The organism is Pseudomonas frigoris (genome assembly GCF_047758635.1).
GTDB classification, from domain to species: Bacteria; Pseudomonadota; Gammaproteobacteria; order Pseudomonadales; family Pseudomonadaceae; genus Aquipseudomonas; species Aquipseudomonas frigoris.
Genome location: NZ_CP180479.1, coordinates 4,088,007 through 4,110,596 on the forward strand (window position 1 = coordinate 4,088,007; position 22,590 = coordinate 4,110,596).

Annotated in this window: 25 protein-coding genes; 16 read left to right on the forward strand and 9 right to left on the reverse strand. The window is 58.8% G+C overall.

The window, feature by feature from the left end; genetic code table 11:
- Positions 1-2 precede the first annotated feature (2 nt).
- A complete protein-coding gene (locus ACMXYH_RS18675; protein WP_134417103.1) occupies positions 3-755 on the forward strand; it encodes a GntR family transcriptional regulator in 753 nt (250 codons plus the stop codon).
- A 2-nt stretch (positions 756-757) separates the two neighbouring features.
- Entirely contained in the window at positions 758-1,321 is a 564-nt protein-coding gene (locus ACMXYH_RS18680) for an NUDIX hydrolase (protein WP_415764433.1), read from the forward strand.
- An 84-nt stretch (positions 1,322-1,405) separates the two neighbouring features.
- Here ACMXYH_RS18680 and ACMXYH_RS18685 read toward each other — a convergent pair whose 3' ends face one another.
- Positions 1,406-1,702, reverse strand: coding sequence for a DUF1330 domain-containing protein (locus ACMXYH_RS18685; protein WP_415764434.1), 297 nt, complete (start codon positions 1,700-1,702; stop codon positions 1,406-1,408).
- Between the two features lie 71 nt (positions 1,703-1,773).
- Between ACMXYH_RS18685 and ribBA the strand changes: the two genes are divergently transcribed.
- The 5 genes from ribBA to ACMXYH_RS18710 all read left to right on the forward strand — a co-directional run bounded on the left by ribBA (position 1,774) and on the right by ACMXYH_RS18710 (position 7,120).
- Positions 1,774-2,883 carry a bifunctional 3,4-dihydroxy-2-butanone-4-phosphate synthase/GTP cyclohydrolase II gene (ribBA, locus tag ACMXYH_RS18690; RefSeq protein WP_415764435.1) on the forward strand — a complete coding sequence of 370 codons (1,110 nt, stop codon included), beginning with the start codon at positions 1,774-1,776 and terminating at the stop codon, positions 2,881-2,883.
- Positions 2,884-3,165: 282 nt separating this feature from the next.
- Positions 3,166-4,191, forward strand: a complete 1,026-nt coding sequence (locus ACMXYH_RS18695; protein ID WP_415764437.1) for a polyamine ABC transporter substrate-binding protein — start codon at positions 3,166-3,168, stop codon at positions 4,189-4,191.
- Positions 4,188-5,132, forward strand: a complete 945-nt coding sequence (locus tag ACMXYH_RS18700; protein ID WP_415764438.1) for an ABC transporter permease — start codon at positions 4,188-4,190, stop codon at positions 5,130-5,132. The genes ACMXYH_RS18695 and ACMXYH_RS18700 overlap by 4 nt, the downstream gene beginning before the upstream one ends.
- Before the next feature lie 6 nt (positions 5,133-5,138).
- A complete protein-coding gene (locus ACMXYH_RS18705; RefSeq protein WP_415764440.1) occupies positions 5,139-5,948 on the forward strand; it encodes an ABC transporter permease in 810 nt (269 codons plus the stop codon).
- A gap of 17 nt (positions 5,949-5,965) precedes the next feature.
- Positions 5,966-7,120: an ABC transporter ATP-binding protein gene (locus tag ACMXYH_RS18710; protein ID WP_415764441.1), complete on the forward strand. Its 1,155-nt coding sequence runs from the start codon at positions 5,966-5,968 to the stop codon at positions 7,118-7,120.
- Positions 7,121-7,280: 160 nt separating this feature from the next.
- Here ACMXYH_RS18710 and ACMXYH_RS18715 read toward each other — a convergent pair whose 3' ends face one another.
- Together ACMXYH_RS18715 and ACMXYH_RS18720 are read right to left on the reverse strand one after the other, a co-directional pair.
- A complete protein-coding gene (locus ACMXYH_RS18715; RefSeq protein WP_415764263.1) occupies positions 7,281-8,585 on the reverse strand; it encodes an IS4 family transposase in 1,305 nt (434 codons plus the stop codon).
- 798 nt (positions 8,586-9,383) lie between these two features.
- Positions 9,384-10,790 carry a purine-cytosine permease family protein gene (locus ACMXYH_RS18720; protein ID WP_415764442.1) on the reverse strand — a complete coding sequence of 469 codons (1,407 nt, stop codon included), beginning with the start codon at positions 10,788-10,790 and terminating at the stop codon, positions 9,384-9,386.
- Between the two features lie 325 nt (positions 10,791-11,115).
- On the opposite strand from ACMXYH_RS18720, the gene ACMXYH_RS18725 reads away from it, so the two are divergent.
- The 6 genes from ACMXYH_RS18725 (at position 11,116) to ACMXYH_RS18750 (ending at position 15,514) form a co-directional block, all read left to right on the forward strand.
- The gene (locus tag ACMXYH_RS18725; protein ID WP_415764443.1) at positions 11,116-11,601 is read left to right on the forward strand and encodes a flavin reductase family protein; all 486 of its coding nucleotides are present in this window, start codon (positions 11,116-11,118) and stop codon (positions 11,599-11,601) included.
- Positions 11,602-11,703: 102 nt separating this feature from the next.
- The gene (locus ACMXYH_RS18730) at positions 11,704-12,747 is read left to right on the forward strand and encodes an LLM class flavin-dependent oxidoreductase (protein ID WP_134417112.1); all 1,044 of its coding nucleotides are present in this window, start codon (positions 11,704-11,706) and stop codon (positions 12,745-12,747) included.
- A gap of 64 nt (positions 12,748-12,811) precedes the next feature.
- On the forward strand, positions 12,812-12,964 hold the full coding sequence (locus ACMXYH_RS18735; RefSeq protein WP_166793798.1) for a hypothetical protein: 153 nt from the start codon (positions 12,812-12,814) through the stop codon (positions 12,962-12,964).
- Between the two features lie 91 nt (positions 12,965-13,055).
- On the forward strand, positions 13,056-13,733 hold the full coding sequence (locus ACMXYH_RS18740) for an isochorismatase family cysteine hydrolase (RefSeq protein ID WP_415764444.1): 678 nt from the start codon (positions 13,056-13,058) through the stop codon (positions 13,731-13,733).
- A 5-nt stretch (positions 13,734-13,738) separates the two neighbouring features.
- On the forward strand, positions 13,739-15,103 hold the full coding sequence (locus ACMXYH_RS18745) for a purine-cytosine permease family protein (RefSeq protein ID WP_415764445.1): 1,365 nt from the start codon (positions 13,739-13,741) through the stop codon (positions 15,101-15,103).
- Positions 15,104-15,250: 147 nt separating this feature from the next.
- A complete protein-coding gene (locus tag ACMXYH_RS18750) occupies positions 15,251-15,514 on the forward strand; it encodes a hypothetical protein (protein WP_129443517.1) in 264 nt (87 codons plus the stop codon).
- A gap of 217 nt (positions 15,515-15,731) precedes the next feature.
- Here ACMXYH_RS18750 and ACMXYH_RS18755 read toward each other — a convergent pair whose 3' ends face one another.
- The 4 genes from ACMXYH_RS18755 to ACMXYH_RS18770 all read right to left on the reverse strand — a co-directional run bounded on the left by ACMXYH_RS18755 (position 15,732) and on the right by ACMXYH_RS18770 (position 20,334).
- Positions 15,732-17,078: a glutamine synthetase family protein gene (locus ACMXYH_RS18755; protein ID WP_415764446.1), complete on the reverse strand. Its 1,347-nt coding sequence runs from the start codon at positions 17,076-17,078 to the stop codon at positions 15,732-15,734.
- A 24-nt stretch (positions 17,079-17,102) separates the two neighbouring features.
- Positions 17,103-17,657 (reverse strand): helix-turn-helix domain-containing protein, encoded by a 555-nt coding sequence (locus ACMXYH_RS18760; RefSeq protein ID WP_415764447.1) that lies wholly within the window; start codon positions 17,655-17,657, stop codon positions 17,103-17,105.
- Positions 17,658-17,682: 25 nt separating this feature from the next.
- The gene (locus ACMXYH_RS18765) at positions 17,683-18,972 is read right to left on the reverse strand and encodes an NAD(P)/FAD-dependent oxidoreductase (RefSeq protein WP_415764448.1); all 1,290 of its coding nucleotides are present in this window, start codon (positions 18,970-18,972) and stop codon (positions 17,683-17,685) included.
- 159 nt (positions 18,973-19,131) lie between these two features.
- Complete coding sequence (locus tag ACMXYH_RS18770) at positions 19,132-20,334, reverse strand: NAD(P)/FAD-dependent oxidoreductase (protein ID WP_415764449.1); 1,203 nt, start codon at positions 20,332-20,334, stop codon at positions 19,132-19,134.
- Positions 20,335-20,616: 282 nt separating this feature from the next.
- Here ACMXYH_RS18770 and ACMXYH_RS18775 point away from each other — a divergent pair, with 282 nt between their 5' ends.
- Positions 20,617-21,186 carry an RrF2 family transcriptional regulator gene (locus ACMXYH_RS18775; RefSeq protein WP_129443505.1) on the forward strand — a complete coding sequence of 190 codons (570 nt, stop codon included), beginning with the start codon at positions 20,617-20,619 and terminating at the stop codon, positions 21,184-21,186.
- Between the two features lie 3 nt (positions 21,187-21,189).
- On the opposite strand, the gene ACMXYH_RS18780 is transcribed toward ACMXYH_RS18775, so the two are convergent.
- Together ACMXYH_RS18780 and ACMXYH_RS18785 are read right to left on the reverse strand one after the other, a co-directional pair.
- A complete protein-coding gene (locus ACMXYH_RS18780; protein WP_129443503.1) occupies positions 21,190-21,525 on the reverse strand; it encodes a hypothetical protein in 336 nt (111 codons plus the stop codon).
- Between the two features lie 70 nt (positions 21,526-21,595).
- Positions 21,596-21,814 (reverse strand): hypothetical protein, encoded by a 219-nt coding sequence (locus ACMXYH_RS18785; RefSeq protein WP_415764451.1) that lies wholly within the window; start codon positions 21,812-21,814, stop codon positions 21,596-21,598.
- A 170-nt stretch (positions 21,815-21,984) separates the two neighbouring features.
- On the opposite strand from ACMXYH_RS18785, the gene ACMXYH_RS18790 reads away from it, so the two are divergent.
- Both ACMXYH_RS18790 and osmE read left to right on the forward strand, forming a co-directional pair.
- Complete coding sequence (locus tag ACMXYH_RS18790; RefSeq protein WP_134417118.1) at positions 21,985-22,224, forward strand: hypothetical protein; 240 nt, start codon at positions 21,985-21,987, stop codon at positions 22,222-22,224.
- 13 nt (positions 22,225-22,237) lie between these two features.
- Positions 22,238-22,588, forward strand: coding sequence for an osmotically-inducible lipoprotein OsmE (gene osmE, locus ACMXYH_RS18795; protein WP_415764452.1), 351 nt, complete (start codon positions 22,238-22,240; stop codon positions 22,586-22,588).
- Positions 22,589-22,590 lie beyond the last annotated feature (2 nt).

Consider the following 22,590-nt stretch of genomic DNA (forward strand, 5'->3'; position numbering starts at 1 on the left):
CCATGAAACGCCTGCCACTCGACGACAGCTTCAAGGTCAATCGCAACCCCGTTACCCTGCGCGAAATCGTGCTGGATAAACTGCGAAGCGCCATCATGAACTTCCAGCTCCTGCCGGGAGACCGTCTGGTCGAGCGCGATCTGTGCGATCGCCTGGGCGTCAGCCGCACGTCCGTACGCGAAGCCTTGCGTCACCTGGAATCCGAAGGCCTGGTGGAATTCGCCGATGCCAAGGGCCCACGGGTCGCCATCATTACCCTCTCCGATGCCGGTGATATCTACGAGCTGCGTTGCGTGCTCGAAGGCCTGATCGTCCAGCTGTTCACCCTGCGCGCCAAGGCCAAGGACATCAAGGCCCTGGAAAAAGCCCTCGAGGAAAACCGCAAGGCCCTCAAGGACGGCGAGCTGCAACAGGTCATCGATTCGGTTCAGGGTTTCTACGATGTACTGCTCGAAGGCTCCGGCAACCATGTCGCGGCGTTGCAATTGCGCCAGTTGCAGGCGCGAATCAGCTACTTGCGCGCGACATCGGTGTCCCAGGAAAACCGTCGTGGTGCCAGCAACCAGGAAATGGAGCTGATTGTCGAAGCGATCAAGAGCGGCGATCCCCTCGCGGCCCACCAAGCCTGCGTCAACCACGTACGCGCCGCCGCAGCGGTCGCTCTGGAATACCTCAAGCGCAAGCAGGAAGAAACCGGGGCGATCCCGCAAATCACCCTGCCGATCGCGCTTAAAGAACCGCGCATAGGTCGCTAAAGATGTTCAGCCCGAGCTTTTGCCCAAAGTGCGGCGGCAGTGACCTCGGTCACCAGCTGCCGCCGGGCGATACGCACGAGCGCCTGATGTGCCGCGGTTGCGGCTACATCCATTACATCAATCCGAAAATCATTGCCGGCTGCATCATCGAGCAGGACGGCAAGTATTTGCTGTGTCAGCGCGCCATCCCGCCGCGCCCTGGTACCTGGACGCTGCCGGCCGGCTTCATGGAAGGCGGCGAGACCACCGAACAGGCAGCGCTGCGCGAAGTCTGGGAAGAGAGCGGCGTGCGCGCGGAAATTCTCTCGCCCTACTCGATCTTCAGCGTGCCGAAGATCAGCGAGGTGTACATCATCTTCCGCGCCATCGCCCTGGAGATCACCGGCCAGTACGGGCCGGAAACCCTCGACTACAAATTCTTCGCACCCGAGGACATCCCTTGGGACAGCATCTATTACCCGGCGATCCGGCAGATCCTCGAACGCTATATCGAGGAACGCCAAGCCGGGGTTTACGGCATCTACATCGGCAACGACGATACCGGCAAGATCCACTTCATTCGGTAGGAGCTGCCGAAGGCTGCGATCTTTTGATCTTAGCTCGTTTGCGAGCCGCCAAAAGATCGCAGGCTTCGCCAGCTACAGGTGGCATCATATCGGCGCCACGCCCTCGACAATGATGATCTCGGCCCGAGCCACGCCCTCGCGGTGCCGTTTCGCCTGCTGATATTCCTCCGACTGGTAGCAGGCCAGCGCCTGTTCGTACGAGTCGAACTCAATCACCACGTTGCGTTGCGGCGTGGGCCCGCCTTCCAGCGCTTCGCTGCGCCCGCCCCGGGCCAACATCCGCCCGCCATACAACGCGAAGGCTGCCGGCGCCCGCTGGGTGTATTGGCTGTATTGATCGGGGTCGGTGACATCTACATGAGCAATCCAGTACGCCTTCATAGTGACCTCTCGGTTTATTTTGTATTATGGTATACCACAACATATTTCCATCAAACACTGAGAATCCCAGCATGGCCTTCAACAGCATCGAAGAAATTATCGAAGACTATCGACAAGGCAAGATGGTGCTCCTGGTCGATGACGAGGATCGGGAAAACGAAGGTGACCTGCTGCTGGCCGCCGATTGCTGCACGGCCGAGGCGATCAGCTTCATGGCCCGGGAAGCTCGCGGCCTGATCTGCCTGACCTTGACCGACGACCACTGCCAACGCCTCGGGCTGGAGCAGATGGTGCCGAGCAACGGCAGCGTGTTCAGCACCGCTTTCACCGTGTCCATCGAGGCCGCCGTGGGCGTGACCACCGGCATCTCCGCCGCCGACCGGGCGCGTACCGTGGCAGCTGCGGTCGCCGTTAATGCCGGGCCCGCCGACCTGGTGCAACCCGGTCATATTTTCCCGCTACGCGCCAAGGAAGGCGGCGTGCTGACTCGCGCCGGTCACACCGAAGCCGGATGCGACCTGGCACGCCTGGCAGGCTTCACCCCGGCCTCGGTGATCGTCGAAGTGATGAACGATGACGGCACCATGGCCCGCCGCCCGGACCTGGAAGTGTTCGCGCGCAAGCACGGGATCAAGATCGGCACCATCGCCGACCTGATCCACTATCGCCTCAGCACCGAAAGCACTGTGGTGCGTATCGGTGAACGTGAACTGCCCACAGTGCATGGCACTTTCCGGCTGATCACTTTTGAAGACCGCATCGAAGGCGGCGTCCACATGGCAATGGTCATGGGCAAGTTGCACCGGGACGAACCGACGCTGGTGCGCGTGCATGTGATCGATCCGCTGCGCGATCTGGTAGGCGCCGAATACAGCGGTCCGTCCAACTGGACGTTGTGGGCGGCGTTGCAGCGAGTGGCCGAGGAAGGTCGTGGCGTGGTGGTGGTGCTCGCCAATCATGAGTCGTCACAGGCGCTGCTGGAGCGTGTGCCGCAACTGACCCAGCCGCCACGGCAGTTCAGCCGTTCGCAGTCGCGCATCTATTCTGAAGTGGGTACCGGGGCGCAGATTTTGCAGGATCTTGGCGTGGGCAAACTGCGCCATCTTGGTCTTCCGCTGAAATACGCGGGTTTGACCGGTTACAACCTGGAAGTCGTGGAAAGTATCCCTTTCACCGAATGATTCCTGGCTTCTTTCTATAAACGTGAAGGCCACTACCAGTGGCCTGACGTTAAAAAAAACCTTTTTTGGCTGATAGCCGGTAAGGCAAAGTGCTTGCACAAAGTTTGGAATACCATAATATGATATTCCATAGACCGAACGACTCAGCCAAGTGCCCCCGCCAGGGAAAGCACTAATAACAGCCCTTGGCACGGTCGCCTTTAGAGACCAGATGGACCTACTGCTCCCGATAGGCGGGCATTACCAAGCCCGCTCAAAAACACAACAAATGAGGGCGTGAAAATGGTGTTGAACAAACGTGCAACCGCAGTACTGTTCGCGGGTTTACTGGCCACGGCCAGTCACGTGGCAATGGCGGCCGAAAGCGTCAACTTCGTCAGCTGGGGCGGTAGCACCCAGGATGCGCAAAAGCAGGCCTGGGCCGATCCGTTCAGCAAAGCCAGCGGCATCACCGTGGTCCAGGATGGACCGACCGACTACGGCAAACTCAAAGCCATGGTCGAAAGCGGCAATGTGCAGTGGGACGTGGTCGACGTCGAAGCGGACTTCGCCCTGCGCGCCGCCGCCGAAGGCTTGCTCGAACCCCTCGATTTCTCAGTCATCCAGCGCGATAAAATCGACCCGCGGTTTGTCTCCGACCACGGCGTTGGTTCGTTCTTCTTCTCCTTCGTCCTCGGCTACAACGAAGGCAAGCTCGGCGCCAGCAAACCCCAGGACTGGTCCGCACTGTTCGACACCAAGACCTATCCCGGCAAACGCGCCCTCTACAAATGGCCAAGCCCGGGCGTGATTGAACTGGCGCTGCTGGCCGATGGCGTAGCCGCCGACAAGCTCTACCCGCTGGACCTGGATCGCGCCTTCAAGAAACTCGACACCATCAAGAAAGACATCGTCTGGTGGGGCGGCGGTGCGCAGTCGCAACAGTTGCTCGCCTCGTGCGAAGCCAGCATGGGGCAGTTCTGGAACGGCCGGATCCACGCCCTGCAGGAAGACGGCGCACCGGTGGGCGTGAGCTGGAAACAGAACCTGGTCATGGCCGACATTCTGGTCGTGCCCAAAGGGACAAAAAACAAGGCCGCGGCCATGAAGTTCCTGGCCAATGCCAGCAGCGCCAAAGGACAAGCTGACTTCTCCAACCTGACCGCCTATGCGCCGGTCAACGTCGACAGCGTGGCGCGCCTGGATTCGGTGCTGGCCCCTAACCTGCCGACTGCCTACGCTAAGGATCAGATCACTCTTGATTTCGCGTACTGGGCCAAAAACGGTCCGGCCATCGCGACACGGTGGAACGAATGGCTGGTCAAATGAAAATGACGGCAACCGCGTCCCGCCAACCCACGCAGATCGGGAGCGCCACTGGCGCTGCCGGCTCGGCACTCGGCAAGGCGGCTGCGATGAACCAATCCCCTTCCATGGCACAGCGCTGGCGCGGTTCAAGCAACCTGATCCCCGCCCTGCTGTTCCTCGGCCTGTTTTTTCTGGCGCCGCTGATCGGGCTGCTGCTGCGTGGCGTGCTGGAGCCGGTACCGGGGCTGGGCAACTACGAGCAGTTGTTTGCCAACTCGGCGTATGCACGGGTCTTGCTCAACACCTTCTCGGTGGCCGGACTCGTGACCCTGTTCAGCCTGCTGCTCGGCTTTCCATTGGCCTGGGCCATCACCCTGGTGCCCCGTGGCTGGGGTCGTTGGATCCTCAACATCGTGTTGCTGTCGATGTGGACCAGCCTCCTCGCCCGGACCTATTCCTGGCTGGTGTTGCTGCAAGCCTCCGGGGTGATCAACAAGGCGCTGATGGCGATGGGCATCATCGATCAACCGCTGGAAATGGTGCATAACCTCACCGGCGTGGTGATCGGCATGAGCTACATCATGATCCCGTTCATCGTGCTGCCGCTGCAGGCGACCATGCAGGCCATCGACCCGATGATCCTGCAAGCCGGCTCGATCTGCGGCGCGAGCCCCTGGACCAACTTCTTCCGGGTGTTCCTGCCGCTGTGCCGGCCGGGGTTGTTCTCCGGTGGCCTGATGGTGTTCGTGATGTCGCTGGGGTACTACGTCACCCCGGCGCTGCTGGGTGGTGCGCAGAACATGATGCTGCCCGAGTTCATCATTCAGCAGGTGCAGTCGTTCCTCAACTGGGGCCTGGCCAGCGCCGGTGCCGCGTTGCTGATCGTCATTACGCTGGTGTTGTTCTACTTCTACCTGAAGCTTCAGCCGGAATCCCCGGTTGGCGCCAGCAACGCGAGGTAAGCCGTCATGCTCCTGACCCCCAATGCCATGAGCCGGCGCATGCGCTTCGGCCTGTACTTCACGACCGGATTGATCGCGTTGTTCCTGTTGCTGCCGATCGTATTCATCGTGCTGCTGTCCTTCGGTTCCTCCCAGTGGCTGGTGTTCCCGCCGCCGGGCTGGACGCTGAAATGGTACGGCCAGTTCTTCTCCAACGCCGACTGGATGAACGCGGCCGTGGCCAGCCTCAAAGTCGCGGTACTGACCACGGTCTTCGCCGTGGCGCTGGGCCTGCCGACCGCTTTTGCACTGGTGCGCGGGCGCTTCCCGGGCCGCGAATTGCTCTACGGTCTGTTTACCCTGCCGATGATCGTGCCGCTGGTGATCATCGCGGTGGCGGTGTACGCACTGTTCCTGAAACTGGGCTACACCGGGACGATGTTCGCCTTCGTGGTCAGCCACGTGATCGTCGCGTTGCCGTTCACCATCATCTCGATCATCAACTCGCTGAAGCTGTTCGATCAGTCGATCGAGGATGCCGCGGTGATCTGCGGCGCCTCACGCCTGCAAGCGGTGTTCAAGGTGACCTTTCCGGCGATTCGTCCGGGCATGGTGGCCGGCGCGCTGTTTGCGTTTCTGGTTTCCTGGGATGAAGTGGTGTTGAGCGTGATGATGGCCAGCCCGACCCTGCAAACCCTTCCCGTGAAAATGTGGACCACCCTGCGCCAGGACCTGACGCCCGTGATCGCCGTCGCCTCGACGCTGCTGATCGGCCTCTCGGTACTGGTCATGGTGATCGCCGCCGCCCTTCGCCGGCGCAACGAAATCAGCGCCTGAGCGCCCAGGAGTACGACATGAGTGCAGTGATCAAAAATTCCGCGCAACAGAGCGACCAACCGTTGGTGAGCCTGCGCAACCTGAACAAGTACTACGGCGATTTCGCCGCCGTGGACGACATCTCGCTGGACATCAAGGACGGTGAATTCCTCACGTTCCTCGGCTCCAGCGGCTCTGGTAAAAGTACAACGCTGTCGATGCTCGCCGGCTTCGAAACCCCGAGCAGCGGCGAGATCCTGGTCAATGGCCAGTCGCTGGTCAACGTACCGCCGCACAAGCGCGACATCGGCATGGTGTTCCAGCGCTACTCGCTGTTCCCGCACCTGTCGGTACGCGACAACATCGCGTTCCCGCTGGCCATTCGCAAACTGGCCACCGCCGAGCGCGAGCGCCGGGTCGATGCGATGCTTAAGCTGGTGCAACTGGAACAGTTCGCCCATCGCCGCCCTTCGCAACTGTCCGGCGGCCAACAGCAACGTGTGGCGATTGCTCGGGCGCTGGTTTATGAACCACGCATCCTGCTGATGGACGAACCGCTCGGTGCGCTGGACAAGAAACTGCGCGAAGACTTGCAGGATGAACTGCGCCAGCTGCATCGGCGCCTGGGCATCACCATTGTTTACGTGACCCACGACCAGGAAGAAGCCATGCGTCTGTCCCAGCGCATCGCGATCTTCAGCCACGGCAAAATTGTCGGTTTGGGCAGCGGCTACGACCTGTACCAGAATCCGCCGAATGCGTTTGTGGCTTCGTTCCTTGGTAACTCGAACTTCCTCAAACTCAAGGCTCAGGGCAATGCGGTCGCTACGTTTGAAGGGCAATCGTTGTCGATTCGACTGACCGCAGGATTGCAAACCAATCAGGATGTGCTGCTGATGGTTCGTCCGGAAAAAGCCTTGGCATTGAGCGTTGAGCAAGCGGCTCGGGAACCGCTGGCGGCAGGTTGGAATGAAGTCTCGGCGATTGTGGGTGAAGTGCTGTTCCTGGGTGAAAGCCAGACCTGCACGGTCATGACTTCGGGCGGCACCTCGATGACTGTCAAGGCGCTCTCCGCTGCCGGCATGCCGCTGAAGACTGGCGATCCGGTGCGCGTGCGCTGGGCTACTGCGGATGCTTGCGTTTATACCGAATGGGCAGAGAGTGATTTGAACAAGGCTGCTGGGGCTCATTGATTTGGCGCCGGCCCATGCCAGTGGGCCGTGATTTATCTGTCACCCTCGGGTCGCCGCAACGTCGGGTTGTGGCGGCCTTTTTTTTTTGCTTTTTGGGTTGGGGGCATATCCATTGTTTTGGTAACGGCGGCTGGCGGTTTCGCTTTTACAGCCAGCCCTTTCAAGGTCTTTTGACTTTCGCGGCTTTGAGCACCCGATCCGTCGACACGTGGGCATTCACTGCCTTACCCTCCAGCCACTCTTTGGACTTGAGCACCTTCGGACCTCGTTTGCTTTTGGCGACCGCTTTGGGCTGGACGTTTCGGGCTAGCGTCAGCAGGTACTGAGCCAGCCCTCCTGCGGGGATGGGGAGGGATAAGTGCTCTGGCGGCAAGGCTATTTGCATACCCTCATAACCGCTGCGAACCTGTACCGTCAGGTGAAAGATCGACGCTTCCCAGCCCTCGGGTTGGGTCTGGCAATGAGCCTGTTCGACACTGCGTTTAAGCACGGACAAAACGTTGTAAGCCAACACGGCGGACGCGAACCCCAGCAGGGCGGCTTTGGGGTTGCCCAAGGTTTCGATTTCACTGTCCAGCACCGATTCCAGACGCTGGAACATCCCTTCAATACTCCAGCGACGTCGGTACAAATCGGCGATCTGCTCTGCGCTGATGGTGTCGGGCAAGTTGCTCCAGAAGGACAGCGTGGTGTCGCCGGATTCGGTGGGGTTTTGCAGGTTCAGTTCGACACGCCGCCACTGGCGTCCGCCTTTTACTTCGATGGTTTGCTCGCGCACGCTGCCGGTTGCGACCGGGACAGGCTCCTGCCAGTCGCTTTCTTTAAGCAGGCGTGGATGCTTGCTTTGTTCGCGAATGATGAATGAAGCGCCGGCATCTTCGCAGGCCTCCATGACCGGGAGCGTGCAGTAGAGCCGATCAGCCATCCATAGCTGGCCCGCCGTGGCCTTTTCCAGCAACGGCAGCACGCTGACGCGCTCGCTGGCATAGGCATCTTCACAGGGCTGAAGGTCGACGACTTGGTCGAGATCAGGGTCGTAAACCACGACCGAAAAACCAGGGCGGGCGGCACCTCGTTCGCGGCGCAAAGCGCCCAGACGTTTTTCGCTGGAAGGCAGATGGTTGCCGTCGACGACGCGTAATTGCCAGCCAGGCAAAATGGCCGAGCAACCCAATTCTTGAATCGTCGGAGCCAGGCGCTGCGCGCTACCAGTTACCAACGCGCGCAACAGCGCAGGTTCGGTTCGGCTGACCTTGTCATAAAGCGCCGCCAGGCTGACGGGAAGATCCTCCATCTGCCGCGCGGCGGCGTGTAGGGAGGGCCGCAAACCCAGAGAAACAAGGGACATCAGCTCAATAATGGTCGAAAACAAAAGCTCGCGCGGGTACTGGCGCTGACGATGTTCTTCGAACACCTGATCAACCCACTCTGCCGCAACGGCCTGCTCCAAAACCAATTTGGCCATGACACTGGCCGGTGCTTTTTTCTCGAACCGCGCTAAAACTTCTGCCCACATCGTCTCGCCGTCCTGACTGGAGTTTTGAGGATTTTATCAAAGACCTTGAAAGGGCTGGCTTTTACAGCGAGTCACTTGGAAATACGGAATGCCGCCCAACCCCAAGTAACCAAGGGCTCTTGCCCCGCCATTCGGTGCCTCGCTTTGGCTCGGCATGCCCTCACTCCGGCATTGCTCCGGGGGCCCGCCGCCATCGGCCATCCATGGCCGGGGGCGGCTACCGCGGCATCCTTGCCGCGGTGCCCCCTGCGCAACACCTGCGTTCGGCCTCTGGGAAAGGGGCGGCAGATCTGAAGCCAAAGCAAAGCAACGGCAACGGCAAGATCAAAAGATCGCAGCCTCGCTTCGCTCGACAGCTCCTACAGGGAAATGCGTTCACTTGAAGCCAGGCCGGCCGGTAGGCCGCCTCGCTTTGGCGTTTGCGATGCACGCCCCCTCGAGAGGCCGAGCGCAGGTTCTGCGCAGTGGGCAACCCGGCATGGATGCCGGGTTAGCCGCCCCCGGCCATGGATGGCCGATGGCGGCGGGCCCACGGAGCAGGACCGGAGCGAGGGCATGCCGAGCCTAGGCGAGGCACCGAACGAAAGGGGCAAGAGCCCTTGGTTACTTGGGGCTTTTCCAAGTGACCCGCCGTAAGGGCGGACCCCTAAGCAGCCGTTACCGAAGAAACGGATATACACACACCCTAGCGCAAAAAAAAATGCCCGGCAGAGGCCGGGCATTCCAGACGCGAACTCAAGTCGGGCGCTAGTGTGTGTAACCCAGTTTCGCTGCCTTGCTCTCTTGCCCATGCCCACGCGTAGCCAGGCAGTAATACAACGGACAAGTCACCACCAACCCCACCAGCCACGACAAATCAGCCCCGTCCACCAGATTGGCATAAGGCCCGACATACAACGACGTATTGGCAAACGGCAGCTGCACGATAATCCCGATGAAATACGCAACAATCGCATGCAGATTGAACCGCCCGTAAATCCCGCCATCAGCACGGAAGATCGAGGCAATGTCATAGTTGCCACGCTTGATCAGATAGAAATCAAACAGGTTGATCGACGCCCAAGGCACCAGCACCAGCAACAGCGCCAGAATCAACCCGATGAACTGCGAGATGAAATCCGCCGAAGCGCCCAATGCGACAAAACAGCAACCCGCCAGCACAACACTCGACAACACCACGCGCACTTTGATGCTCGGCGTCCACTGACTGGCGAAGGTCTGGATCGAGGTGATGATCGACAGCACCGCGCCATACAGATTCAAGGCGTTGTGACTGATGATGTTGAGCAAAAACAGGACCATCAGGATCGGCCCCAACCAGCCGGTGGACTGCTTCACCGCCGCCATCGCTTCGGTGCCTTCTGGAGTGGCCAACACCGCCACCGCGCCGAAAGTGAAGGACAGAATGGTGCCCAGGGTCGCGCCCAGATATGTGGCGAAAAACGGACGGGTAATCCCGATATCCGCCGGCAGGTAACGCGAGTAGTCCGACACATAAGGCGAGAAGCTGATCTGCCAGATGATCCCCAACGACACCGTTGCCAGCCAGCCCGACAGGTTAAAACCGCCGCGGGTGAAGAAGTCCGCCGGCAGGTCATGGGCGAAAATGTAAAGAAAACCGGCAAGCAAGGCACTGCCCATGACCCAGGTCCCGATGCGATTGAGGGTGTGAATGAAGCGGTAACCGATCACCCCGATCGCGGTGGCACTGAGGGCGCCGATGAGGATGCTCGCCGGCACCGGAACCGAAGGCGCGATGCCGACAATCGACTTGCCCGCCAGCACGATGTTGGAGATGAAAAAGCCGATGTAGATGATCGCCGCAAAGAACACGATCAGCAGCGCACCATAACGGCCGAACTGGCCGCGGCTCTGCACCATCTGCGGAATCCCCATGCGCGGCCCTTGAGCCGACGCGAGGGCAATCACCAGACCGCCGACCATATGCCCGAGCGCAATTGCCAGCAGGCCCCAGAACAGGTCGAGGTGGAACACTTGAACCACCATGGCGCCGGTCACGATGGGCAGCGGTGCAATGTTGGTACTGAACCATAAAGTGAAAAGGTCGCGGGCCTTCCCGTGGCGTTCCGCGAGCGGGACGTAATCGACCGTGTGATTCTCGATCAGGGGGTCTTGCCGGGACATCTGGGACATGTGCATGAACTCTAGTTTGTCTGATCTTATAGTTGTACGAAGCCAAACCGGGGGAGCTCTTTGGCTGCCCCTCAGATGCCGGTCATATTATGGTATTCCATCTTTTTAACAAGACTGATCCGGTCTTTTAGCGTCCATCTGACCCGTAATCCTGGTGCCTCAGCACTCGCAAAGACGGGCTAAAAGCCCCGTAAACGTTGACTCAAAGGCCGAAGACGTACGTTTATCGGGCCAAAAAAAAAGCCCTTGCAAACTATGTATTACGGTATACCATCAGACCTACAAACACATAAAAACCTGCACCACACCGCCAGAGGACCGTCCCATGATCGATGCCGCCATCTACAAACAAGTGATGGGTTCGTTTCCTTCCGGGGTGACTGTGATTACCACGCTGGATGACGACGGCCAAATCGTCGGCCTGACCGCCAGCGCCTTCAGCTCGCTGTCCATGGACCCGGCCCTGGTGCTGTTCTGCCCCAACTACAGCTCCGATTCCTATCCGGTACTGATCAAGAACAAACGCTTTGCCATTCACGTCCTGTCCGGCGGCCAGCAGAGCGAAGCCTATGCCTTCGCGCGCAAAGGCAAGGACAAGGCGCAAGGCATCGAGTGGACCTTGAGCGAGCTGGGCAACCCGATTCTGGCCAATGCCGCAGCGGTCATCGAATGCGAGTTGTGGCGCGAATATGAAGGGGGCGACCACGCGATCATGGTCGGCGCGGTGAAGAACCTGATCGTGCCCCAGCAGAACGCCGGACCACTGGTGTATTGCCACGGCAAGATGGGCGCCCTGCCCGTGCTCGCCTGATCCAGAAAATATTTTGCGCATATTGCGAATTTCGATACTCCAATAATCAGCCAGCCGACTCCCGATCGACAGGCCAACAATAAAAGATCCGAGGTAAGCGTCATGAAGTTTTCCCTGTTCGTGCACATGGAACGTTGGGACGAAAGCGTCAGCCACCGTCAGCTGTTCGAAGACTTGACCGAACTGACCCTGATGGCCGAAGCCGGCGGTTTCAGCACCGTCTGGATCGGCGAACACCACGCCATGGAATACACCATCTCGCCAAGCCCGATGCCGCTGCTGGCCTACCTGGCTGCCAAAACCACCACCATTCACCTCGGCGCCGGCACCATCATTGCGCCGTTCTGGCACCCGTTGCGGGTCGCTGGCGAATGCGCACTGCTGGACGTGATCAGTAACGGTCGCATGGAAGTCGGTCTGGCCCGTGGCGCCTATCAGGTGGAGTTCGACCGCATGGCCGGCGGCATGCCCGCCTCCTCCGGCGGTCAAGCGCTGCGCGAGATGGTTCCGGTGGTGCGCGCCCTGTGGCAAGGCGATTACGCTCACGATGGCGATATCTGGAAATTCCCGAAGTCCACCAGCGTACCGAAGCCAATCCAGAAGCCTAATCCGCCAATGTGGATCGCCGCTCGCGACCCGGACTCACACAACTTCGCCGTGGCCAACGGCTGCAACGTCATGGTCACGCCGCTGATGAAAGGCGACGAAGAAGTCCTCGACCTGAAGAACAAGTTTCAGGCCGCGCTGGATAACAACCCGGACGTGCCACGCCCGCAACTGATGGTGCTGCGTCACACCCACGTCCACGCGGCGGATGACCCGGAAGGCTGGAAAGTCGGGGCCAAGGCGATCTCGAAGTTCTATCGCACGTTCGATGCCTGGTTCGGCAACAAGGAAGTGCCGGTCAACGGCTTCCTGGCGCCGAGCCCGGAAGAGAAGTTCGCCGAGCGCCCGGAGTTCAAACTGGAGAGTCTGCACAAGACCGCCATGATCGGCACCCCGGAAGAAATCATCCCGCGCATCAAGTATTACCAGGAACTGGGGGTCGACGAGTTCAGCTTCTGGTGCGATAACAGCCTGCCCCACGCGGAGAAGAAAAAATCCCTGGAGCTGTTTATCAAACACGTGGTGCCAGCGTTTCGCTGAGTCCACTACCCTGCCCCTCGGACGCGAAGCCGGGGGGGCTGACTGACGTGTAGGGTCGATTCCAATGATCAATGATCGCCGCCCATCACTCGCCCTTCCCTCCGGCGCCGAGCAGGCTTACCTGCGCGGCGAATGGACCGCTTCGCATCTCCATTTCAAGCGCCTGCGCGCCAGCGTTACTGCCAAGCAGAACGGCTTCTGGCAACTCGTTCCCTGAGCCCACCCGAACTGGAATTCACGCACCCCACGTCTCGTTATCGCGAAGCGTGTCCGGTGCATTGTGCTTCGCCCATGATCAGGTTTGCTCTATGAACAATAAAAACGCGCTGTTGATCATCGACATGCAACAGGAGGACGGTTTCGTCCTGGAACACTTCGACACTGTGGCGGCCAACACCGCCGCCCTGCTCGAGACCGCCCGCCGTCAGCGGGTGCCTGTTATCTATACCCGCCACATTAATCAGGCCGACGGCAGTGATTTGCCGCGCGGCGAACCGCGAGCGGGCGATGGCGGCCCCAGCAGCTATCGCGCCGGCACCCGGCAGGTGGAAATCATCGAACGTCTGGCGCCGCAGCCTGATGAACTCATTATCGACAAGGGCCGTTATAGCGCCTTCCACCGAACCGACCTGGACGCCCGACTCAAGGTGCTCGGGGTCGATACCCTGATCGTCTGCGGCGTGTTGACCGATGTCTGTGTGCTCAGCACGGTGTTCGATGCCTTCGCCCTGGGTTATCACATTCGGCTGGTCAGCGATGCCTGCACCACGACCACGCTGGCGGGACACTACTCGGCGCTGCTGATCATGGCCAACTGGGTCTACGCCCTGGAGATCCTGACCTGCGACGAATGCATCCGAGCCCTGGAAAACCGCGACTACCTGAGTCTGATCCCCGAGCACCCGGACCTGTTCGCCCACCAGCCCCATGAGCTGGAAAGCACCATCGCCCGTTTGCAAACCCACCTCGCCCGGACTCAGGAGTAATCGCCATGCAAGTCGAAAAAAGAAGCATCGATTTCATCCCTGAGACCGAACGCCATGGCCAACCCGGCTCGCTGTTCTTCATCTGGTTCGGCGCCAACATGAACATCACGACGATCGCGTCCGGCGTGTTACCGGTGGTGATGGGGCTTAATCTATTCTGGAGCGCATTGGCGATCATCATCGGTTCGCTGCTGGGGGCGATTTTCATGGCCTCCCATTCTGCCCAGGGGCCAAAACTCGGCATCCCGCAAATGATCCAGAGCCGGGCGCAATTCGGCGTGCTGGGGGCGGTGTTGCCGCTGCTGTTCGTGATGCTCATTTACCTGGGGTTTTTCGTCAGCAACACCTTGCTCGCCGCCCAGGCATTGGAGTCCGTCAGCCCGTTACCGGCCACCGGCAACATCTACCTGATCGGGGCGTTGTGCTTTGTCGTCGCGCTCTACGGTTATCGCCTGATCCATCGCCTGCAGAAAGTGCTGTCGCTGCTTTCGTTGTTGGTGTTCATCGCCGCTACGGTGCTCGCCTTGCAGCTGCCGATCCCGGCGGAACAATGGCTGGCAACGGGTTTCTCATTGTCGAAGTTTCTGGTGGCGGTGAGCATTGCCGTGACCTGGCAACTGTCCTATGCGCCATATGTGGCCGACTACTCGCGTTACCTGCCGAGCAGCACGCCGACCGCAAAAGTGTTCTGGTACAGCTACGCCGGCACGGTCAGCGGCGGTGCCTGGATGATGATTCTCGGGGCGATCCTCAGCGTTGGTATCACCGACTTTTCCAGCAACGTCGGCAGCCATGTCGCCGGGCTGTTTGGAAGCGGCGCGTTGCTGCTGTTTGCCTTCATCGTCTATGGCCAGGTGTCGATCAATGTGTTCAACCTGTACGGCGCCTTTATGTCGACCATTACCGTGATCGAACCCTTTGCCCGGCTCAAGGTGACACCTCGTGTACGTGGCCTGTTCATGCTGGTGATCAGCCTGGTGGCCACGGCCTTGTGCACCATCAGTCAGGATGACTTCATCAACTTTTTCCTCAACTTCATTTTCTTCATGAGCTATTTCCTGATCCCTTGGACAGCGATCAATCTGGTGGATTACTACTGCCTGCGCAAAGGGCAGTACCGGATCGATGACATCTTCGACAAGGACGGGATCTACGGGCGTATCAACTGGATCGCTTGCGGCAGTTTCGTGCTGGCGATCGCCCTGGAAATCCCCTTCATGAACACCACGTTGTTTGTCGGTCCGGTGGCCAACGCCCTGGATGGCGTAGACCTGGCCTGGATCGTCGGGCTGCTGGTGCCCGCCCTGAGTTACTACTGGCTGATGAGATTCGCCAAGCGTGCGCTGATGGTGGGTCAAGCGCTGCCGTAGATCACTCAAAGACACAGCGCCGGTCAAGGCCGGTGCTGTGCCTTGCCATTCATCGATAAAACTCAACTATCGAAAATGCTTGCCGATAGTCAGGACAATGCCCCATCGTCTGGGGATCCTGGAATGTGTAGCAGCGGGTTAAAGCTGATGAAAGATATCTATCTACTGATCGAGCACGGCATCGATCAGGGCGAAGTGTATGTACTGGGCTATTTCGATGATGAACGCAGGGCTAAGGAAGTCGCCGAGGAGAAGGAGTGGGAGGCGTATCGCGCCAGCTTGAAAGCCGAGCATGTATGGTCCAGCCACAAACCGTTGGCCCCGGACAAAACAGCTTATCGGCGTTTCTGGATCAAAGCGGTTTCCAGGTTTGAGCGCATGCCTGTTCCGAGATCCTCAGCGGTCCACTGAAATTGAGCAAATGCCGAATTTCAGGCAAAAAAAATCCCAGGCAGCTGATGGACGCCTGGGACTCAAAATGCATAAACCGTGGTGGTGAACGCGGGGCGAATATTACTTAATATTTCTGCCTGTAACAATATATTTTGATTCACTATTCAGTTACTAAAACGTCTAACTCATTAAATATCCACACATTTTTTATGGTCGAGCGTCGACAAGGACTGATTTAGAGGTACCAGCGATACTCCCGCGCACTGATGTCCTGCAGGAACGCCAAATGGTCCTGGCGCTTGTTTTCGCAGTAGACATCTACAAACTCCGCCCCCAAACCCTCGCGCATCTGCGCGTTGTTTTGCATCGAACGCACGGCCTCCAGCATCTCCAACGGGAAGTCGATTCCGCTGCCACGATCTTCGTTGAGAGATGCAATCGGTTCACGACCCACTTCCAGCCCTTGCTCCAGCCCGACCAGAATCGCGGCCAACACAAGATAAGGATTGGCATCCGCGCCCGCCAGGCGATGTTCAATGCGCAGATTTTTTGCGTCCGACTCAGGTACCCGCAGGCAGGCGTCACGATCTTCAAAGCCCCAACTGGCGCGCGTCGCGACATTCACCGTGCCGCTCAAGCGACGCATTGCGTTGTGATTCGGTGCAAAGATCGGCATGCAATGCGGCAACACTTCAAGGCAACCGGCCACCGCATGGCGCAGCGCCTGCTGATCGTTAGCCGCCAACAGGTTGGTTCCCGCCTCGTCGTAAAGGCTCACATGCACATGCATGCCGCTACCGGGGTGCTGCAAGTAGGGTTTTGCCATGAAGCTGGCGCGGTGGTTGTGCTTGAGGGCCACCCCCCGTGTGCTGCGGCAGAACAGGGCCGCCCAGTCGGCCGCACGCAGGCCGTCGTCAAGGTGACCGAAATTGATCTCGAACTGGCCCGGGCCCAGCTCCGCAGTGATCACCGTGGCATCGATGCCTTGCGCCCGCGCCGTCTCGACCATGTCATCGAGTACCGGTGAAAATCTCGACAGCCGTTCGATGTGCATATTCGGCTGATCATCGGCATCGTCCGTCAGCTGATCGCGAGGGAACTGTGGCAAGCCGTCACGTAATTGGCGATCAAACAGATAGAACTCCAGTTCGAACGCGACCACAGGGAAAATCCCTTTTCGGCCGAGGCGCTCGAGCACCTGCGCCAACACTTCGCGCGGCTCGAAGACGATAGGCTTTTCAGTACCGCTTGAGGTAATCAGCATTTGCCCCAGCAGTTGTTTTTCCCAGCTCACGGGCTTGAGCGTACCGGGCACCAGGCGGCGTGGAGCATCCGGGTCGCCGTCGTTGAAACAGTAGTCGCCGATTTTGAACAGACCTCCCTGCGTGCCCAGCAACACACAGTTTTGCGGTAGCTTGAGCGCGGTGCCTGCGGCGACCTTCTCGAGCATTTCTATCGGGTAGCGCTTACCGTAAAAATGCCCGGGGATATCCAGGGAAATCAGGTCAACGTAACGCACCTGCGGGAAGCGCTGACGAAACGCGCGAACCTCAGCAACCAGATCAGAGCAGACAGCATCCATCGTTAGTGTTCCTTGTTGTTTTTATCAGGTGTAAACCCAAAGCACCCGGGCGAGCTGATCCGAGAGGTTGCCGTAGCGACAATGCGTATGACTGGCCAGCTGAAAACTGTCGCCGGGGCGTAATGTCACCGGCTTATCGTCATCCAGCCACAACGTCAGTTCCCCCTCGAGGACATAGCCACCCTGCTCCGAGCTGTCGTTCATGTGCCGATCGCCACTGCTGGCGCCGGGCTCCAGTTGGCTTTCAAGCATTGAAAAGGACGCCCTCATCTTCGGAGAGACGAGGATGTCGGTAATCCCGTCGGCGTAATACAGCGTGCGTCGCTCATCCGGGCGGGTCACCCAAGGCAATGCCATGGGCTTGGGCAAGCTGTAGAAATAAGTGGTCGGCACGCCGAGTGTTTCGCTGATGGCGGTCAAGTCCGCCACCGTGGGACGTGACAGCCCCCGCTCGACTTGCGAGAGAAAGCCGACCGAACGACCGATTTTGTCCGCCAGGTCTTTCAGCGTGTACTTTTTGTGTTTGCGCAGGTCCTGGATCAGGATCGCCAGCGCCGAGATTTCTTCTTGCATGTCCATCTAAAAGCTTCCCGAAATTGATGCTTCAAATACTGTCGCGCAGCCGATACCAGGCCTTGCCGATGGCTTCCATCGGTGCTGCCAAATACTTTCCACCGGGAAAACTGCCGTTGATCAAACCCTGATACAACGCCAGCTCATCCGGCTGGCCAAGTATCGCGTCGGACACGGCACGCGCCCCGGCCAAAGTCGGCAGCACGCCATGCCCGGAGTAACCCTGTAGCCAGTAGAGATCGCCACGTCGACCGATGTCAGGCGTGCGCTTGAGGGTCAGATCGATGTGTCCTCCCCAGGCAAAGTCCAGTTCGACGCCCTTGAGCTGAGGAAACACGCGTTCCAGATAGGGCCGAGTCGCAGCGGCGATGTCCTTCGGCATGCCGCCCAAATAGGTGCAACCACCGCCGAACAGAAGACGGTTGTCCGGCGTACGGCGGAAATAATCGAGAACAAACTGGTTGTCGGTGACGCATACATTGCTGGGTAGCAACGCGGTCGCCTGTTGCTCTGAAAGTGGCGCGGTGGCCACCTGGTAAGTGCCCACCGGCAACACGCAACTCGACAGTTTCGGATCAAGCCGATCAAGGTAGGCGTTGCACGCCAGCACCAGCACGTCGGCGCGAATGCTACCGCGCTCAGTGGTGACCACGTAACGATCGCCTTCTTCGTGATAACTCAACGCCTTGCTCTGTTCATGAATACGTCCACCGGCCTGTTCAATCGCAGCGGCCAGGCCGAGCGCCAATTTCAGCGGATTCAAATGCCCGCCTTCAGGATCGAACAGACCTGCCTGGTAACGCTCACTGGCGACCCAATCAGGTAATGCCTCGCGCGAAATGAACTGCAAACCATCGTGGCCCCACTTGTGGCTGGCCTCGTGTTGCCATTCTGTCAGCAGACTCACCCGACGCGGCATCACCGACGTCCAGAGGTGACCAGGCCGATAGTCACAATCGAAACCATGGCGCGCGGGCAAATCTCGCAACTTCCGTGCAGCCCAGCGCATGCTGTCCCATAACCGGCGCGCGCGCTCATAACCCAGCGCTGCCTCCAACGGCGGCATGTCACACGACCAACCGAGAATGGCCTGACCGCCATTGCGCCCCGAGGCGGCCCAGGCCACCCGACTGGCTTCCAGCAACGTTACGCGCTTGCCGGCGAGTGCCAGACGCAACGCCGTATGCAATCCACTGAAGCCGGCCCCGATGATCAACACTTCAGTGTCCTGCTCGCCCTCCAACGCGGCTCGATCGAACAGACGATCGGCACAGGTGTGGGCGTAATAGCTGGCGACGTGCTGGGTAGATTGCTGAAACATGCAGGCCTCGTGAATTTTTATACTTATATTTTCATGAAAAAGTACACGTTAAATTTCACGACCGCAACCGTTCAAGACGCACAAAAAATCCCGCCCAAGAGAACCCGGGCGGGATTTTTTCTAAGCTGGCAGCGTTATCGAGATAACGCTAACGACTTTTTAGGCAATCGGAATCAACGGATCCGCCGCTGCCCATGCAGTTTCGCGATTGGCCACCGGAGGGTAGATCCACTGGGTGTTGATTTGCGTCTTGAGCGACTTGCCTTCCTGTTTGACCAGCTTGACCTGGCGATCCCAACCTTCAGTGTAAACCGCACCCCAAGCTCCCAAATCCAGACAGGTCACGTATTTAGGCTGGCTATACGGAGTCGGATCCACACCCAGAATCTGCGCAGCAACGTTATTGCCGGCATGGCGACCCAATACGATAGCGTGCTGGCAGGTCATCAGTGCGAAGTTGCCGATGTCATCGGTGGCGGCGTAAGCCACGTCGCCGGTGGCGAAGATGTCTTCCTGGCCAATGACTTTCAAGTGCGCGTCGACGTGCAGACGGCCCAGGTGATCGCGTTCGGCCGGAATCTGCTCGGTCAGCGAGCTGGCGCGTACACCGGTGGTCCAGACGACGGTTTTGGCATCGATGCGCTGACCATCGGCCAGCGTCACACCGTTTTCATCGACGGCGACGACCGACGATTTCATGCGCCATTTCACGCCCGTTTCAATACTGGCTTCAGCGATCGACTTGGCGATCTCGGCGCCCATGGACCCGCCAACTTTCTCGCCACGATCAACGATGATCACTTCGATGTCGGCGCGATCACCCAGGATGGCACGCAGCCGCGCAGGCATTTCAGTCGCGGTTTCAATCCCGGTGAAGCCACCGCCGGCCACCACTACGGTGTTGCGAGCTTGGCTTTCTGGCAGGTTCACCAGGGACTTGAGGTGATTTTCCAGGCGTACGGCCTGTTCGATCTGGTCCACGTCGAAGGCGTGTTCTGCCACACCTGGCGTGTTCGGCAATGCCAGGCGGCTGCCGGTCGCCAGAACGAGTTTGTCGTAGCTGCACACTTGCTGGTTGCCAGATGCATCGAGGTAGCCGACACGTTTTTGCTCAACGTCGATGGTTTCGGCAGAGCCCTTGATGAAGTTGACGCCGACCGCATCGAACAGTTCGCCGATCGGTGCGGCCAGTTGGTGAGCATTCGGTTCGTAGAAGCGCGGACGGACTCGCAGCTCGGCCTGAGGGGCCAGAACGGTCACTTCAACGTCGTTGTGACCATGAATGTCGAACAGACGCGTGGCACTCAAAGCCGTCCACATGCCACCGAAACCTGCGCCGATAACCAGAATGTGCTGTTTCATTTTTAACTCCGAGGAGAAGACCAAGTGATGAATTCGTTAAAGGTCACGCTCTTCGGTAGCGACTGCTTACCACTGCTGACCGGATAACGGCGACTATATTGATCCTAGTTACTTGGAACAAAACGAAATTACTGATGGTTAGTATCGAAAAGTTTGATTTGTCCAGAAAAGGCTATAAACAGCCAACTCTGCCGCACAACGAGCAGTGAATACGCGACCGGATGCGTTGCTCGGCTCGCTTTCCGCTGTTAACATTTACGACACCTTTAGTCGGAGATTGATATGTCTCTTTACAGCGCAGGCGTTGAGTACGGCATTCATTGCCTGATTTTTTTGGTGGGCAATGGCGGCGACACCCGTGAAGCGAGCGTGCGTGACCTTGCTGAGCTGCAAGGCGTACCACAGGACTATCTGGCAAAAATTTTCACCAAACTTGCCAAGGCAAAACTGGTGGTCGCCACAGAAGGCGTGCGCGGCGGGTTCAAGCTGGCCCGGCCTTCTGACGAAATCAGCCTTCTGGATATCGTCAATGCCATCGACGGCCAGAAGCTCATCTTCGATTGCCGAGAGATTCGGGGGCGTTGCGCCTTGTTCGAAGGTTCCGCGCCGGCGTGGGCGCTGGCGGGTCAGTGCTCGGTGCATGCCGCCATGATGACCGCGCAGAAACGCATGGAAGACGCCCTCGCCCAGCAGACCATTCTTGATCTCGCCAGGAAGGTTGGACGAAAAGCGCCGGCGCAATTCAATGCTGAGGTGGACAACTGGATGAACGATCGTCGGGAAAAGAAAATCGGTGCGAGCGCTCAGGCAAGCGACGACCCGATCATCCAGGTGACCGATATCACCGACTAGACCTTACAGACAATCACGCACTGCCTGACGCAACGCCCCGGATTTCGCCCAGGGCGGCCCCTGATAAAGCGATACGTGGCTGCCATCCTTCGATTTCACGATATCCACGATCTCGTCGGCCGTGATGATGCTCGGCGCCGTGACCCTGTAGCCATTGGAAATCGCCGATTGGGTCGTGCTGGGTATCTCCCGCTGCCACGCCGGAAGAACGCACGCGGCATAGTCTTTTGGCGTCTTGTTGCTGTACTTGCTGAGATTGGGCTCACCTGGCACCAGGGACGCGGGCAACGAACAGCCCGCCAGCAACGCCAACCCTACTCCCCCAATCAAATTGCGCATGACGCGTCCTTATCCCGAAAAAAGGAAATGTAGCGCGTCGCTGCCCGGACATCCATCCGTTACACAGAACTCAGCACGGGACGTTGTGATCCCCGGGATCCGGATACGACCTCTCGTTCAGATAAGTCATCCACCTTTCATACGCTTCATGCTGCCATTGAGTAACCCGTTCCCATTCCGGGCCGCTCAACTGATGCGCAGAAATCAGTTTCATCATTTCCGTGGTGGCCGCGTCCAGATCAACCATCAGCTCATGGGCATGAAATCTAAAATCATCGGTAGCCGTCATTTGAAGTTGCCTCGCCCTAGCAAAAATTCACTACCTCACTACGACATCAGAACTGCGGGTTCGCGTTCATTTTCCCGACAAAAGGCTGCACCCACGGCCCAGACGAACAAAACGCCCTGACCCGTGAAATGGGACTAAAATTTCGTAGCGGGGATTGGCAGGAGGTCATCATGTGGCTTAACGAATCTGAAAACGAACTTCGGCGTAACCTGCAAAGCGTTGCGTCGGATTTGAGATGGTCAGCGGTAGAGCTTTTGCGCATCGCAGAGCAGCTACGCCTGGCCGGCAATGATGTGGATGCGCAAGCAACCCTAAAACTGTGCGAGTTATTTCAGGGAGATGAAGAACGACTGAAGGGTTATGCCGAGGAAGTGAAAGCCAAGGTGATCACTCGAACGAAAGCTCATTAGCAGGAGCACTGCCATGCACAAGCCTCTATGCGCGCTGGTCGTTGTACTGGCAGCGTCGGGTGGCTGCAGCACCGAATCGCGTGTCTATCGGGATCAGCCGTTGGTTGCAAAGGTCGAGACCGGCATGAGCAAGGATCAAGTCCAGCAGATTGGCGGCCAGCCTTTATCGATAACGGATCGCACCGTCGAGCCTGGCACTTGCTTTGACTACAAGCTGACGCACGCCGGCCATCAGCAGACGTACAACGTCAGTTTCGATGGCAGGGGCAAGGTCGACCATACAAGCTTCATGACTTGCGCGGAATGGAGCCACGCGCAACAAAAAGCCCGAGAGCCTTCCCGCAGCACCGGCGGCGGTTATTAGCC